The organism is Neorhizobium huautlense, from assembly GCF_002968575.1.
Taxonomy (GTDB): domain Bacteria; phylum Pseudomonadota; class Alphaproteobacteria; order Rhizobiales; family Rhizobiaceae; genus Neorhizobium; species Neorhizobium huautlense.
In genome coordinates this window covers 1-13884 of sequence record NZ_PVBM01000021.1, presented here as the reverse complement: position 1 = coordinate 13884, position 13884 = coordinate 1, and the positions used below count along the sequence as shown (strand labels likewise).

Genomic DNA, 13884 nt, shown 5'->3' with positions numbered 1-13884 from the left:
TGATGGGTCAGAGCGCCCCGTTGCGCTGCTGCGTCATCATATAGGTGTCGTAGCTGTATTCGGCGACCTGAGCCCAGAGATAGGCATCCTTCTTGAAGGCCTGCTGGCTGTCATAGAGCTTCTTGAAGGCCGGACTCTTGGCGGAAAGATCCGCGTAGAGTTCCATCGCGGCCTTGAAGCAGACATCCATGATTTCTCGGCTGAACGGCTTGAGGATGGCGCCTTCCGCCACGAGCTGCTTCAATGCCGTTGCGTTGCGGGCATCGTAATTGGCCAGCATGTTGTTGTTGGCCGAAGCGCAGGCATTCGTCAGGATCTGCTGATAACTCTTCGGCAGGCTCTTGAACTTCTCCAGATTGAAGAAGGCGTGCATGGCCGGGCCGCCCTCCCACCAGGCCGGATAATAATAGTACTTGGCCACCTTCACGAAACCGAGCTTCTGGTCGTCGTAGGGGCCAACGAATTCGGTGGCGTCGATCGCTCCTTTTTCGAGCGCCGGATAGACGTCGCCGCCGGCGATCTGTTGGGGCGTCACGCCGACCTTCTGCATGACCTGGCCCGCAAGGCCGGCGATCCGCATCTTCAGTCCCTTGAGATCGTCGATGGTATTGATCTCCTTGCGGAACCAGCCGCCCATCTGTGTGCCGCTGTTGCCGGCCGGCAGTGCATAAAGATTGCGGGGCGCCAGGAACTCGTTGATCAGATCGTTGCCGCCGCCCGCCGTGAACCAGGCGTTGGTCATGCGGGCGTTGAGCCCGAAGGGAATGGCGGTACCGATCGCGAAGGCCGGATCCTGTCCGATATAGTAATAGGAACAGGTGTGGGCCATCTCGACCGTGCCGTTTGCGACCGCGTCGGCTGCCTGCAGGCCGGGCACGATCTCGCCGGCGGCGAAGATCTGGATGTTGAACTTGCCGTCGGTGGCGTTCTTGACGCTCGCGGCGATTTCGTTGGCGGCGCCGAAGATGATGTCGAGGCTTTTCGGGAAAGAGGAGGTGAGGCGCCAGGTAATAGCCGGATTTTCCTGGGCGATCGCCGGCGCTGCAAGCGCTGCCGCCGCTGCCGCACCCGTTCCCGCCGTTGCGGCCTGCCGTAAGAAATGTCTGCGATTCATGGAATTCCTCCTGCTTGGCCTTGGAGATTGAAGCTGAAGCCCGTGTGTCCTACCGCTCTTAGTCCCGTCGTTCTGTAGACGGCAAGCGAAATGTAATAAGCCCGGAGGGCTGCTCCGGGCTTACTGCAATTCGGCGCGAGCCTGACGGCTACAGCGTGCCCTTGCGCTGCTGCACCATCATATAGGTGTCGTAGGTGTATTCGGCGATCTGGTTCCAGAGATAGCCGTCCTTCTTGAAGGCCTGCTGGCTGTCGTAGATCTTCTTGAATGCCGGGTTCTTGGCGTTCAGTTCCGCATAGACTTCCTGGGCAGCCTTGTAGCTGGCGTCGAGGATTTCCTGGCTGAAGGGCTTCAGGACGGCGCCTTCCGCGACCAGTTGCTTCAGCGCCTTGGCGTTATGCGCGTCGTAGCGGGCAAGCATGTTCTGGTTGGCATTGGCGCAGGCGTCCTTCAGCATTCGCTGATAGCTTTTCGGCAAGGCGTTGAACTTCTCGCGATTGAAGAAGGCATGGACCGCAGGGCCGCCTTCCCACCAGGCCGGATAGTAGTAGTATTTCGCAACCTTGACGAAGCCGAGCTTCTGGTCGTCATAGGGGCCGACAAATTCGGTTGCGTCGATTGTGCCCTTTTCGAGCGCCGCATACACGTCGCCGCCGGCAATCTGCTGCGGCGTCACGCCGAGCTTCTGCATAACCTGGCCGGCAAGCCCCGCAATGCGCATCTTCAGGCCGTTGAGATCGCTTACGGTATTGATTTCCTTGCGATACCAGCCGCCCATCTGGACACCCGTATTGCCGGCCGGCAGCGCATAAAGATTGTAGCCGGCGAGGAACTCGTTGATCAGCTCGTTGCCGCCGCCGACCGAGAACCAGGAATTGGTCTGGCGGGCATTCAGACCGAAAGGCACGGCCGTACCGAGCGCGAAGGCCGGATCCTTGCCGATATAATAGTAGCAGCATGTATGCGCCATCTCGACGGTGCCGTTCGAAACGGCATCCGCGGCCTGAAGTCCCGGCACGATCTCAGCTGCTGCGAAGGGGCTGATCGTGAAATTGCCGTCCGAGGCCTCCTTCACGCTTTCCACGATGTCCGTACCGGCGGACCACAGGATGTCGGTGTTCTTGGTGAACGAGGACGTCATCCTCCAGCTGATCTTCGGATTTTCCTGGGCAATAGCAGGTGCTGCAAGCGCTGTCGCGGCAGCCGCGCCCACGCCGGCGGTCGCGGCCTGCCGGAAGAAATGTCTGCGATTCATCGGAATAATGCCTTCTAACATTTTGGGAGGTACGTGGGTTCTTGCCCGCGCGGGCCGCTCTTAATCCTTTCATTTCGGGAACAGCAAGCGGAAAATCCGGAAAATTGCGACAGGACGCCGCCTTCCTTTCCAGATATTGCGTGGTTTTCGCTGGGCTCCTGCCGCTCGCTGCCCGTAGAAACCGCTTGAACTTTTTTATCCACGACATAACTTAGAATTATTCTAAGTAAAGGATTCACATGTTCGGCCGCCTGCTGCCTGCCTCCAAGCGTTCATTTGATTCGCTGAGCGAGGAGGAAATTCTCGCCCTTGCAATCGCCTCGGAGGAGGAGGATGCCCGTATCTATCTATCCTATGCGGACAGCCTCAGAGAGCAGTATCCCGCCTCGGCCAAGATTTTCGAAGATATGGCGGAGGTCGAACAAACCCACAAAAATTCCCTGATCGAGATATTCCGCTCCCGTTTCGGCGAAAGGATTCCGCAGATCCGACGGGAGCACGTGCGCGGCTTCTATGATCGTAAGCCGGATTGGCTGCGCAAGAACCTGCCGCTCGACACGGTCAGGATGCAGTCTGAAGCTATGGAGAGCCAGGCAGCGCGGTTTTATACGGAAGCAGCCAAGCGGGTTTCCGACGCGTCGACGCGAAAACTTCTCGGTGATCTGGCGCTCGCGGAGCAGGGGCACGAGGATATTGCCCGGATGCTCGACGAGAAGCACACACCCGGCGACGTGAAGTCGGAGGAGGATGCGACCGCTCACCGGCAGTTCATTCTCACTTACGTGCAGCCGGGGCTGGCGGGCCTGATGGACGGTTCCGTATCCACCCTGGCGCCGATCTTCGCCGCCGCTTTTGCGACCGGCGACACCTGGTCGACCTTCCTGATCGGGCTTTCGGCTTCGGTCGGCGCCGGTATTTCCATGGGGTTCACCGAGGCCGCTCACGACGACGGCAAGATTTCCGGACGAGGTTCGCCTATCAAGCGAGGACTGGCGTCCGGGATCATGACGGCGGTCGGCGGGCTTGGCCACGCCCTGCCATACCTTATTCCGCATTTCTGGACCGCAACGGCGATCGCTGCACTGGTAGTGTTCGTGGAATTGTGGGCGATCGCCTTCATCCAGAACCGCTACATGGAGACGCCCTTCATGCGGGCCGTTTTCCAAGTCGTGTTCGGCGGCTCGCTGGTGCTCGCTGCCGGCATCCTGATCGGGAATGGGTAAAACTGCTACGGCGCGGGCGGCAAAATGCCCATCGAAGCGCTTTGAGCAGCGAAGGCTCTGAGCCCAAAGTGAAGGGCCGGGACGTCAAACACTTCGATCCACAAAACAACACCGCCTGCTATCGGACGATAGCAGGCGGTCCCGAGTCCCCCGTGATGACTCTTTGATCAGATCAGCGCAATGCGCCGACAAGCAGATCCTTGCCGTTTTCTATGCTGACCCAGCGGCCGGTGTTGAAAGACGCCTGGCGCTTCAGGAATGTGTACGGTGTCTGGTACCACGGCTTGACCTGATCATCGAGGTTGTCGAGGACAAAGTCGCCGTCGGAGGTACGAAGGGTCAGCACCGCATGGCCTTCGCCGTCGGGCTTGCGGACCACCGTCATCAGCAGATCCGAAAGCGCAAATCCGCGAGCCGCCAGTTCCCGACGCTTTTCGAGAGCGAAGTCCTCGCAATCGGCGAAGTTGGTCGGATAGCTCCAGACTTCCTCGCGGCCATAGGCCTGCTTGTCGGTCTTTGCGATGTAGCGGCCATTCACTGCCTGGTTGATCTGTCGGACGAGCGCCCAGCCCTTGGCGCTGACTTTGGGAGCCGGAGCGGAGCGGCTCTTGACCGAACATTCCGCCTGATACTTCTGGCAGAACTCAAAATGCCCGATCGGTTGGGAGGTAATCGCTCCGGTCACCATGGAAGCTATTGGTCGCGGAGCCGGCACTGCTGCACTTACTGGTACAAGTACGCTAACTAGGATCACGGCAAGTCGCCGCGCCTGCAAGGCTTTCATCATGGACCCGTCCCTTCAAATCCTAACGAAAAGTTAAGGTCTGAACGGTGGCTGAGTCAATCATTCAGCCTTTGTTAATCTTCACGGGTCTCTTCTTATGGTTAAGGCTGCAACATTTTTGTCTCAGCCCAAAATTTGATCATTCATTATTAAGTTGCGCGCTGCGGCCTTTAATTTCTCGATATCCTGGGGGCGGGAAAGCCGGTGATCGCCGTCGCGGATCAGGGTTACCACGACATCGTCGGCGGGCAGGAATTCCAGGAGCTTCAAGGCGTGCTGGTAGGGAACGTCCGGATCCCTCATGCCCTGCAGGATATGGACGGGGCAACCGGTTTCGATAATGCCCGTCATCACCAGGTTCCGTCGGCCATCCTCGATAAGGTCGCGGGTATAGATGTTTGGCTCAGGACTGTATTCCGATGCTTCCTCGAAATAGCCGCGTTCGGAAAGGGAATGCCGTTGCGCCTCGGTGAGATGGGGTTCGATGAGTTCGGCGGTGAAATCCGGCGCTGGCGCGACCAGCACGATTCCGTCGACCTTCGGCGCCTTTTTGCGCCTCTTCAGCTCCTGAACGAGGCGTAGCGCGATCCAGCCGCCCATGGAAGAGCCGATCAGGACCACGCGTTTCGGCTTGATGGTGTCGAGAACGGCGATTGCCTCCTCCAGCCAGCGCGAGATCGTTCCGTCCCGGAAGGCGCCGCCGGAGGCGCCGTGCCCGGAATAATCGAAGCGGATTGCCGAAAGCCCCATCTCTCCCGCCAGCGCCTCGATCTCCATGGCCTTGGTGCCGGACATGTCCGACCGGTAACCTCCAAGCCAGACGAGAGCCGGACCCGCGGCTTTCTTTTTCGCCGGACGATGAAGAACGGCAATCTCGCGGGCGGACGCGCCCGTGCCCACGGTGATCCTCTTTTCGGTGGTGTCGGCTGTAGCCTCTGTCATGATGGGTTCCTCGGTCCTGGCGCGGCTTATAAAACAGATTCGCCGCCTGCCGACAGCAGGTGATTTTTCTGTGACGATATGCTATTGACTTCGCGCGAGTGATCACGACATTGCCCTCGGTCGCATGCCGGGCGAGCAAAGTCGTCGCTTGCGTTCCGAAACAACATGGAGAATACGACCATTCGCAGACCATTCAAAGCCGATGCTCCCGTCAAAGAGGGGCCGCGCTCCAACAGGGAAATTCGCATTCCCAAGGTCCAGCTTATCGATGCCGAAGGACAGAACCTCGGTGTGGTTCCGACCGACCAGGCTCTTCGTATGGCAGAAGAGGCCGGCCTTGATCTCGTCGAGATCTCGCCGAACACCGAACCGCCGGTATGCAAGATCCTCGACCTCGGCAAGCTGAAATATGCGAACCAGAAGAAAGCGGCTGAAGCCCGCAAGAAGCAGAAGATCGTCGAAATCAAAGAAATCAAGATGCGCCCCAACATCGACACCCATGATTATGAGGTGAAGATGAAGGCGATGAACCGTTTCTTCGAAGACGGCGACAAGGTCAAGGTGACGCTGAAGTTCCGCGGCCGTGAAATGGCCCACCAGGAACTCGGCATGAAGCTTCTGCTTCAGGTCAAGGACGACACCACGGAAATTGCCAAGGTGGAAGCCGAACCGAAGCTCGAAGGCCGCCAGATGATGATGGTGCTGGCGCCGAAATAAGCGCCGGTCACCTGCCTGCCTGCGGATTGCCGGCAATTCGGCCGGGGTTTTTGCCGCGCTTTCTTTCCCCATTGCGCTTTTGACCGACTGCGGTTATAAGCGCGCGTCCGAACGGTCCGGCAGGGCATGCCGTGGCCGTTCTAAATGCTTGAAGCCAGCCTCGTCTGCCGGCTTCGATACAAAAACGGAGTAGCAAAATGCCCAAGATGAAGACGAAGTCCGCTGCCAAGAAGCGGTTCAAGGTTACTGCAACCGGCAAAGTCGTTGCAGCCGCCGCCGGCAAGCGCCACGGCATGATCAAGCGGTCCAACAAGTTCATCCGCGATGCACGCGGAACGATGATTCTTGCCGAAGCAGACGGCAAGAAGGTCATCAAGAACTACCTGCCGAACGGTCTCTGAGACCCTCGCCACTTTTGGATCAGATAAGGAGATCATGACATGGCACGCGTAAAACGGGGCGTTACTTCCCGCGCCAAGCACACCAAGACTTTGAAGGCAGCCAAGGGTTTCTACGGCCGCCGCAAGAACACGATCCGCGCCGCCAAGGCTGCTGTCGATCGTTCGCGTCAGTTCGCAACGCGCGACCGTCGCGTCAAGAAGCGTAATTTCCGCGCCCTGTGGATCCAGCGTATCAACGCTGCCGTCCGCGAATCCGGCCTCACCTACGGCCGCTTCATCGACGGCCTCAACAAGGCCGGCATCGAAGTCGACCGCAAGGTTCTGTCCGACATGGCAATCCATGAGCCGGAAGCATTCGGCGCACTGGTTGCCGCTTCCAAGAAGGCGCTGGAATACCTCAAGGACGCCGGCACCACCAACGAGTTTGAAAGCGCGGTTCGTTAACCAGCGCTTCCCAAGCTTAATTAGCTCTACTGATTTTGGGAAACCCGCGCTGGTTACGGCTGGCGCGGGTTTTTCTTTTGCCCGTCACGACCTCGCCCTCCACCTCGCCGAGTATCAAACGGAAGAAACAATGTCCGATCTGGAAAACCTGAAAACCTCGCTTCTGGCGGAAATCGCCGGTGCCGGCGACGAGGCGGCGATCGAGGCCGTACGCGTCGGTGCCCTCGGCAAGAAAGGCTCCGTCTCCGAACTTCTGAAGACATTGGGTTCGATGTCGCCGGAAGAACGCCAGACGCGCGGAGCGGCGATCAATGCACTGAAGAATGAGATCACCGACGCGATCACCACCCGCAAGACGGTGCTGAAGGATGCCGCGATCGACGCCCGGCTGCGGGCCGAAACGGTCGACATATCGCTGCCGGTGCGGTCTTCGCCCGCCGAGCGCGGCCGCATTCATCCGATCAGCCAGATCGTCGACGAGATCACGGCGATCTTTGGCGACATGGGCTTTTCGATCGCCGAGGGTCCTGACGTCGAAACGGACTATTACAACTTCACGGCCCTGAACTTCCCCGAAGGCCATCCGGCCCGCGAGATGCACGACACCTTCTTCTTCCAGGCGGACGAGCATGGCGAGCGAAAGGTGCTGCGCACCCACACCTCGCCGGTGCAGATCCGCACCATGGAAGCCGAGAAGCCACCGATCCGCATCATCATTCCCGGCAAGACCTATCGTCAGGACAGCGACGCCACGCATTCGCCGATGTTCCATCAGGTCGAGGGGCTCGTCGTCGACAAGAAGTCGCATGTCGGCCACATGCGCTGGATCCTGGAAGAATTCTGCAAGGCGTTCTTCGAAGTGCCGTCGGTGACGATGCGCTTCCGCCCGTCCTTCTTCCCGTTCACCGAGCCGAGCTTCGAAGTGGACATCCAGTGTGACCGCTCCGGTCCGATCGTCAAGTTCGGCGAGGGCAGCGACTGGATGGAGATCCTGGGCTGCGGCATGGTGCATCCGAACGTGCTCAAGGCCGGTGGGCTGGACCCCGATGAATTCCAGGGTTTTGCCTGGGGCATGGGTCTCGACCGCATCGCCATGCTGAAATACGGCATGCCGGACCTGCGCGACTTCTTCAACGCCGATGTCCGCTGGATGAACCACTACGGCTTCCGCCCGCTCGACATGCCGACGCTGTTCGGCGGCTTGAGCGCTTAAGGGAGGACTGACACAATGAAATTCACGCTTTCCTGGCTCAAGGAACATCTTGAGACCGATGCCACGCTGGACCAGATCTGCGAGCGCCTGACTGCGATCGGCCTCGAAGTCGAGGATGTCGACGACAAGGCGGCCTATAGGCCGTTCGTCATCGCCAAGGTGGTTTCCGCCGAAAAGCATCCGTCCGCCGATCGCCTTAAGGTGCTGATGGTGGATGCTGGCGACGGCAAGCCGGTGCAGGTGGTCTGCGGTGCGCCGAACGCCCGCGCCGGCCTCGTGGGAGCCCTGGCTCGTCCGGGCACCTATGTTCCCGGTATCGACGTGACGCTCGCCGTCGGAAATATCCGCGGCGTCGAAAGCCACGGCATGATGTGCTCCGAAAAGGAGCTCGACATGTCCGACAATCACGAGGGTATCATCGATCTTCCGGAAGATGCGCCGGTCGGCACACCCTTCGCCTCCTATGCCGGCCTCGACGATCCGGTCATCGAGATCAACCTGACGCCGAACCGTCCGGACTGCACCTCGATCCACGGTATCGCCCGCGATCTCGCCGCCGCAGGTCTCGGCACGCTGAAGCCGCGAGCGAAGCCTTCCTTCAAGACGGAAGGCGAGACCTCCGTTGGCCTCAGGATATTGCTTGACGACGAGCGGCTCTGCCCCGGCTTCGGCCTTCGCCTCGTGCGCGGCGTCAGGAACGGTCCGAGCCCCGTCTGGATGCAGCAGCGGCTGAAGGCGATCGGCCTTCGCCCGATCAACGCCCTGGTCGACATCACCAACTACATGACCTTCGACCAGGGTCGGCCGATGCACGTCTTCGACGCCGCAAAGGTCAAGGGCGGCCTGACGGTGCGGCGTGCATTGGAAGGCGAAACGGTCCTCGCGCTCGATACGCGGGAATACAAGCTCGGGCCCAACAACGTCGTCATTTCCGACGAGAAGGGCATCGAGTCGATCGGCGGCATCATGGGCGGCGAGCATTCCGGCTGCGACGAGAACACGACCGACGTGCTGATCGAGAGTGCGCTCTGGGATCCGATTAACATCGCCAAGACGGGCCGTTCGCTCGGCATCATCACCGATGCGCGGTATCGTTTCGAGCGCGGCGTCGATCCGGAATATATGGTGCCGGGCCTTGAGCGCACGACGGAACTGGTCCTGCAGCTCTGCGGCGGTACGGCAGCGGAAGCAAAGGTAGTCGGTTACAAAGGTCATCAGCCGAAAGTGATCGATTTCCCCTTCTCCGAGGTGAAGCGGCTGACGGGGCTGGAAGTCTCGACGGAGGAAAGCCGGCAGATCCTGACGCGCCTCGGCTTCACGGTGCAGGGCGACGGCGAGCGCGTCTCGGTGACCGTCCCCTCCTGGCGGCCGGACGTCGACGGCAAGGCGGACCTCGTGGAAGAGGTCATGCGCATTCACGGAGTCGATCAGATCAGGCCCGAGCCGATCGACAAGCTTTCGAGCGTCAACGCCAGGATTCTGACCACCCTGCAGGTGCGCACCCGCACGGCCAAACGGGCGCTCGCCTCTCGCGGCATGCTGGAGGCGGTCACCTGGTCGTTCATCCCCGAGGATCAGGCAAGGTTGTTCGGTGGCGGGCAGCGCGAGTTGAAGCTTGCGAACCCGATCGCGGCCGACATGTCGGACATGCGGCCCTCGCTGCTGCCGGGCCTGCTGACGGCGGCGCAGCGCAATGCCGACAAGGGCTTTGGCGACGTGGCGATCTTCGAGGTCTCCGGCACCTATGAGAACGACAAGCCGGAAGGCCAGCGGCGCGTGGCCGGCGGCGTGCGCCGCGGCACGGCCTCGCTCAACGGTTCCGGCCGTCTGTGGTCCAACAGTGCCAAGGGCGGCGGCAAGCCGGTCGATGTCTTCGACGCCAAGGCTGATGCGTTGGCCGTTGTCGAAGCCTGCGGCCTGCCGATGGGCAATGTCCAGATCGAGAAGGGCGCGCCGGAATGGTATCATCCCGGCCGCTCGGGCACGATCAAGATGGGCCCGAAGGTCGTGCTCGGCTACTTCGGCGAATTCCACCCGAAGATGCTCGGCGCCCTCGATGTCTCCGGCGCGCTCTGCGGTTTCGAGGTCTTCCTCGATGCCATGCCCGATCCTAAGAAGAAGGCGACCCGCACCAAGCCACCGCTGGAGCTTTCGCCCTTCCAGGTCGTGAAGCGCGATTTCGCTTTCGTGGTGGGAAGCGAAGTGGAAGCCGGATCGCTCGTCAAGGCCGCGGTCACCGCCGATCGCAAGCTGATCACCGGCGTCAACGTCTTCGACGTGTTCGAAGGCGCTTCCCTCGGCGAAGGCAGGAAATCGGTGGCGATTGAGGTGCTGATCCAGCCGTTCGAGCGGACGCTGACGGACGAGGATTTCGAGGCGCTGACGGCCAAGATCGTCGCCAATGTCGAAAAGACGACCGGTGGGGTACTGCGGGCTTAATTCGCCCGCTGATACCGCCATTCCTGGGTTCTGCCGCCATAGCCATAGGCGGCTGCCCGCACATCCTGGACATAGATGTAGCTCTCCTCATGCAGATTGCCGAGGAGGGCCGCAAACCCTTCGAATGCCTCCCTGATATAGGCGGCCTTCTCGCTCTTCGTATTTGTCTCGTCGGTGATCTTGATGTCGAAGTAGACGCTCGACTTGCCCTGTTCGGCAAGCGTGCGGCCACCGGCCAGCCAATCGCGCGGATCGACATAATCGATGGCGATGGCAGTCACTGCAGGATCCTTGCCGAGGATGCGCTGCGTCAGTTCTGTCAGCATATCGGCTATCGCCCTGGTCATGGCGTCGGACCGTTCTCCACTGACTTTCACATTCAATATGGGCATGGATTTTCTCCTTTGGTTAGCTATGCAACTAATTAGGCGTCTTCACGGCAGATTGCTGCCGATCGATCTGGCCTGTCGGACGAACCCGGCGAATACCTCGTCCCCGAGTTCGGCCTTCAGCCTTTCGGTTACTGCGCCGCTGGCCGCGTTCAGCGAGTCCTTCAGTATCAAAGCGTCCGGCGTGGGATGGATTTCCCATTCCCGACCGTCCCGTTCTGCCGGCCGCCTTTCCAGCAACCCGCGCGTCACAAGCCCGTCCACCGCTCGCGTGGCCGTTGCCCGCGCGATCCTCAGCGTATCCGCCAGCTCGCTATGCAGCATTCCCGGTTTGGCAAGGACTGCGCGCAAGGTGAAGGCTTGCGGCGGAGTGAGGTCGAAAGGCTTGAAGGCCTCGGACCAGACACGCTCCAACTGACGGGCCAGTGCTGTTGTGTTGAAATACAGGCAATGATCAAACATGGGGGAAGGATAGCAGATATAATTGCATATGCAACTAAAATATGACTCGAAATTGCGAAAACGGGTGGCATCGTGATTTTCCGATGGCTACCCTACCATCCGGGGAAAATCCGTTCGATATGGCAACGAGAAGAGGGCGATCATGCGCGTACCGGGATCGATGAAGGGACTTGAAGAACTCGGCCGGGTCCGTTTGTCGAAGAACTTCTTTTTCCGCGATTTCCTGTTTTCCGAAATTGCCAATTTCTACGGCATTCCGAACATTCCCGAAGACCCGGATCTCGCGATCGAAGCGGGGCGCCATCTTTGCGAGGAGCTTCTGGAGCCGCTCCAGGCGACCTTCGGCAGGCTGCACCTGCGCTCCGGTTATCGTTCGCCCAAGGTCAACGAGTTCGGCAACCGGAACAATCTCAACTGCTCGTCCAATGCCAACACCGCCGCTGATCATATCTGGGACAGGCGCGATGCCAAGGGTTTCATCGGCGCCACCGCCTGCGTGGTTTTCCCCTGGTTCGTCGACAATTACGATCAGGAGGGCGACTGGCAAAAAATGGCCTGGTGGATCCATGATCATCTGCCTTACGCCTCGATCATGGTCTTCCCGAAACTCTGGGCTATGAACATCCAGTGGCACGAAAAGCCGGCGCGGCGGATCCGCAGCTTCGCCGAACCGCGCGGCGTGCTGACGAAGATCGGCATGCCCAACAACGAGGGCGACCATTCCGCCTTTTACGCGGGCTTTCCCGAGCTTAAACGGTAGCCGGCGCTTCTCAGGAATGCAGGTAGTAAAGCTTGTTGACGATCGTCCAGCGCCCATCGATCTTCAGGAGCGAGAGATGATCGGAAAAGCGCATGCCGGCGAACTCATCCACCACTTTCACGGTTGCTGTGTCGCCGGTAACATCGAGGGTCTCGATCTGGATGAGCGGCTGGGTGTCGGCGGGTGCGGCGCCTTCCGAGGCGATCGCGGCGATAAACTCGTCAAGCGACAACCATTCGACGGTGCCTTGGTAGTTGCCGATGATACAGGCCCTCGGGTGGAAAGCCTTGCGAAGCGCTCCTTCATGCGCAAACGTCATTCCGTCCACGTAGAGGTGGACGACAGCCTGGACTGCCTGTTCTTCCGACATCTCCGTACCTCCCGGAAGAAGTATAGCGCGGAGTCAAGGCCAGTCCAGACAGATGTTATTGCTGCTTCGGGGTCCAGGCAGCCGCCTGCTGCCCATAGCGAGCGCCGGAAAATTTCTCGGGCGCAAGCATGTCTCCCAGTGTCCTCACTTCTTCCGACGACAGCGCGATCTCGGTCGCGGCGACGTTCTGTTCGAGATGCGGAATTTTTCGGGCTCCCGGAATAGGCACGATGAAATCGCCCTGATGCAGCACCCAGGCAAGCGCAAGCTGCGCCGCAGTCACGCCCTTGTCCGCGGCCATTTCCTCCAGCAATTTCACCACGGAAGCGTTGGCCGCCATGTTCTCCGCGCTGAAGCGTGGCAGCGAGCTGCGGAAATCATTCGCGCCGAACTGGTCGGGACTCTGGATCTTGCCGGTCAGGAAGCCCCGGCCGAGCGGGCTGAAGGGAACGAAGCCGATGCCGAGTTCGCGGCAGGTATCGAGGATCTCCCCTTCCGGATCGCGCGTCCAGAGCGAATATTCGCTCTGGAGCGCCGAGATGGGATGCACCGCATGGGCGCGACGGATGATGTCGGCCCCCGCTTCGGAAAGGCCAAGCGCCCTTACCTTGCCCTCTTTCACGAGTTCCGCCATGGCGCCGACGGTATCTTCGATCGGCACATTGGGATCGACGCGGTGCTGGTAAAAGAGGTCTATAACGTCGACGTCGAGCCGTTTCAGCGATGCTTCCGCGACTTCGCGCACATGCTCCGGCCTGCTGTCGAGACCGGACATGGCGCTGGAATCCTTCTTCTCAGGATCGATCCTGAAGCCGAACTTGGTTGCGATCACGACCTTGCTGCGGAAGGGTTTGAGGGCGCGGCCGACGAGTTCCTCGTTGACGAAAGGTCCATAGACTTCCGCGGTGTCGAAGAACGTCACGCCCATTTCCACCGCCCGATGCAGTGTTCGGATGGACTCCTGTTCGTCCTGACCTCCATAGGCATGGCTCATGCCCATGCAGCCAAGGCCGATTGCGGAGACGTCGAGTTCTTTTCCGAGTTTCCTCGTTTTCATGGGGGATTCTCCAATGAAAGAACTCAAGGGCAAGAACGCTTATTTTCGCGGCTTTTCCTTGGGTTCGGTTATGTTTTGACCGGCGTTTGAGCCGATCAGTTAAAGCTTCTCGGTTCGCAGAACGGGTTTTTGCCCGCCTGCGGTTCTGAACCATTCTCCAATTCGTGACCCTAACGCCGGTCTGTTTCCGGCTTCGGTCACAGAGTGGCGTTCGGCTCCCGGCTTCCCATTCTCCTTTAAGAGCGCAACCCAGGCCTGCCGGGCTCGCTAGCTTCCCATCAGGACAACCGGGATATCGTCGACGACATGCCTTC

The 13884-nt window shown here is 60.0% G+C and carries 15 protein-coding genes; 7 read left to right on the top strand and 8 right to left on the bottom strand.

The features are described 5' to 3' along the window. Positions 1 to 7 precede the first annotated feature (7 nt). Together C5L12_RS20240 and C5L12_RS20235 are read right to left on the bottom strand one after the other, a co-directional pair. Positions 8 to 1114, bottom strand: coding sequence for a TRAP transporter substrate-binding protein (locus C5L12_RS20240; RefSeq protein ID WP_105373871.1), 1107 nt, complete (start codon positions 1112 to 1114; stop codon positions 8 to 10). A gap of 148 nt (positions 1115 to 1262) precedes the next feature. After that, positions 1263 to 2369, bottom strand: coding sequence for a TRAP transporter substrate-binding protein (locus C5L12_RS20235; RefSeq protein ID WP_105373955.1), 1107 nt, complete (start codon positions 2367 to 2369; stop codon positions 1263 to 1265). A gap of 239 nt (positions 2370 to 2608) precedes the next feature. Between C5L12_RS20235 and mbfA the strand changes: the two genes are divergently transcribed. After that, on the top strand, positions 2609 to 3592 hold the full coding sequence (mbfA, locus tag C5L12_RS20230; protein WP_105373870.1) for an iron exporter MbfA: 984 nt from the start codon (positions 2609 to 2611) through the stop codon (positions 3590 to 3592). Between the two features lie 172 nt (positions 3593 to 3764). Here the strand turns inward: mbfA and C5L12_RS20225 are convergent, their stop codons facing one another. Then, positions 3765 to 4379 (bottom strand): transglutaminase-like cysteine peptidase, encoded by a 615-nt coding sequence (locus C5L12_RS20225; RefSeq protein ID WP_105373869.1) that lies wholly within the window; start codon positions 4377 to 4379, stop codon positions 3765 to 3767. Between the two features lie 120 nt (positions 4380 to 4499). Then, on the bottom strand, positions 4500 to 5318 hold the full coding sequence (locus C5L12_RS20220) for an alpha/beta hydrolase (protein WP_105373868.1): 819 nt from the start codon (positions 5316 to 5318) through the stop codon (positions 4500 to 4502). Between the two features lie 180 nt (positions 5319 to 5498). Here C5L12_RS20220 and infC point away from each other — a divergent pair, with 180 nt between their 5' ends. The 5 genes from infC (at position 5499) to pheT (ending at position 10532) form a co-directional block, all read left to right on the top strand. Further along, positions 5499 to 6035, top strand: a complete 537-nt coding sequence (gene infC / locus C5L12_RS20215) for a translation initiation factor IF-3 (RefSeq protein WP_245422982.1) — start codon at positions 5499 to 5501, stop codon at positions 6033 to 6035. A 197-nt stretch (positions 6036 to 6232) separates the two neighbouring features. Beyond that, a complete protein-coding gene (gene rpmI, locus C5L12_RS20210) occupies positions 6233 to 6436 on the top strand; it encodes a 50S ribosomal protein L35 (protein ID WP_027487755.1) in 204 nt (67 codons plus the stop codon). 39 nt (positions 6437 to 6475) lie between these two features. Next, complete coding sequence (gene rplT / locus C5L12_RS20205) at positions 6476 to 6880, top strand: 50S ribosomal protein L20 (protein WP_046627769.1); 405 nt, start codon at positions 6476 to 6478, stop codon at positions 6878 to 6880. Positions 6881 to 7010: 130 nt separating this feature from the next. Beyond that, a complete protein-coding gene (pheS, locus tag C5L12_RS20200; protein ID WP_105373866.1) occupies positions 7011 to 8093 on the top strand; it encodes a phenylalanine--tRNA ligase subunit alpha in 1083 nt (360 codons plus the stop codon). Positions 8094 to 8108: 15 nt separating this feature from the next. Next, entirely contained in the window at positions 8109 to 10532 is a 2424-nt protein-coding gene (gene pheT / locus C5L12_RS20195; protein ID WP_105373865.1) for a phenylalanine--tRNA ligase subunit beta, read from the top strand. On the opposite strand, the gene C5L12_RS20190 is transcribed toward pheT, so the two are convergent. Together C5L12_RS20190 and C5L12_RS20185 are read right to left on the bottom strand one after the other, a co-directional pair. Next, positions 10529 to 10924, bottom strand: coding sequence for a tautomerase family protein (locus C5L12_RS20190; protein WP_105373864.1), 396 nt, complete (start codon positions 10922 to 10924; stop codon positions 10529 to 10531). The two genes, pheT and C5L12_RS20190, sit on opposite strands and share 4 nt — an antisense overlap. Positions 10925 to 10966: 42 nt before the next feature. Then, positions 10967 to 11383 carry a MarR family winged helix-turn-helix transcriptional regulator gene (locus tag C5L12_RS20185; protein ID WP_105373863.1) on the bottom strand — a complete coding sequence of 139 codons (417 nt, stop codon included), beginning with the start codon at positions 11381 to 11383 and terminating at the stop codon, positions 10967 to 10969. Between the two features lie 142 nt (positions 11384 to 11525). Here C5L12_RS20185 and C5L12_RS20180 point away from each other — a divergent pair, with 142 nt between their 5' ends. Continuing rightward, the gene (locus tag C5L12_RS20180; protein ID WP_105373862.1) at positions 11526 to 12143 is read left to right on the top strand and encodes a hypothetical protein; all 618 of its coding nucleotides are present in this window, start codon (positions 11526 to 11528) and stop codon (positions 12141 to 12143) included. A 10-nt stretch (positions 12144 to 12153) separates the two neighbouring features. Here the strand turns inward: C5L12_RS20180 and C5L12_RS20175 are convergent, their stop codons facing one another. After that, positions 12154 to 12513: a nuclear transport factor 2 family protein gene (locus C5L12_RS20175; RefSeq protein ID WP_105373861.1), complete on the bottom strand. Its 360-nt coding sequence runs from the start codon at positions 12511 to 12513 to the stop codon at positions 12154 to 12156. Positions 12514 to 12568: 55 nt separating this feature from the next. Beyond that, on the bottom strand, positions 12569 to 13570 hold the full coding sequence (locus C5L12_RS20170; protein ID WP_105373860.1) for an aldo/keto reductase: 1002 nt from the start codon (positions 13568 to 13570) through the stop codon (positions 12569 to 12571). Positions 13571 to 13884 lie beyond the last annotated feature (314 nt).

What these genes read in the sequence shown, in the direction of transcription:
- C5L12_RS20240 (WP_105373871.1), bottom strand. Translation starts at nt 1,114, where the DNA reads ATGAATCGCAGACATTTCTTACGGCAGGCCGCAACGGCGGGAACGGGT.
- C5L12_RS20235 (WP_105373955.1), bottom strand. Translation starts at nt 2,369, where the DNA reads ATGAATCGCAGACATTTCTTCCGGCAGGCCGCGACCGCCGGCGTGGGC.
- mbfA (WP_105373870.1), top strand. Translation starts at nt 2,609, where the DNA reads ATGTTCGGCCGCCTGCTGCCTGCCTCCAAGCGTTCATTTGATTCGCTG.
- C5L12_RS20225 (WP_105373869.1), bottom strand. Translation starts at nt 4,379, where the DNA reads ATGATGAAAGCCTTGCAGGCGCGGCGACTTGCCGTGATCCTAGTTAGC.
- C5L12_RS20220 (WP_105373868.1), bottom strand. Translation starts at nt 5,318, where the DNA reads ATGACAGAGGCTACAGCCGACACCACCGAAAAGAGGATCACCGTGGGC.
- rpmI (WP_027487755.1), top strand. Translation starts at nt 6,233, where the DNA reads ATGCCCAAGATGAAGACGAAGTCCGCTGCCAAGAAGCGGTTCAAGGTT.
- rplT (WP_046627769.1), top strand. Translation starts at nt 6,476, where the DNA reads ATGGCACGCGTAAAACGGGGCGTTACTTCCCGCGCCAAGCACACCAAG.
- pheS (WP_105373866.1), top strand. Translation starts at nt 7,011, where the DNA reads ATGTCCGATCTGGAAAACCTGAAAACCTCGCTTCTGGCGGAAATCGCC.
- pheT (WP_105373865.1), top strand. Translation starts at nt 8,109, where the DNA reads ATGAAATTCACGCTTTCCTGGCTCAAGGAACATCTTGAGACCGATGCC.
- C5L12_RS20190 (WP_105373864.1), bottom strand. Translation starts at nt 10,924, where the DNA reads ATGCCCATATTGAATGTGAAAGTCAGTGGAGAACGGTCCGACGCCATG.
- C5L12_RS20185 (WP_105373863.1), bottom strand. Translation starts at nt 11,383, where the DNA reads ATGTTTGATCATTGCCTGTATTTCAACACAACAGCACTGGCCCGTCAG.
- C5L12_RS20180 (WP_105373862.1), top strand. Translation starts at nt 11,526, where the DNA reads ATGCGCGTACCGGGATCGATGAAGGGACTTGAAGAACTCGGCCGGGTC.
- C5L12_RS20175 (WP_105373861.1), bottom strand. Translation starts at nt 12,513, where the DNA reads ATGTCGGAAGAACAGGCAGTCCAGGCTGTCGTCCACCTCTACGTGGAC.
- C5L12_RS20170 (WP_105373860.1), bottom strand. Translation starts at nt 13,570, where the DNA reads ATGAAAACGAGGAAACTCGGAAAAGAACTCGACGTCTCCGCAATCGGC.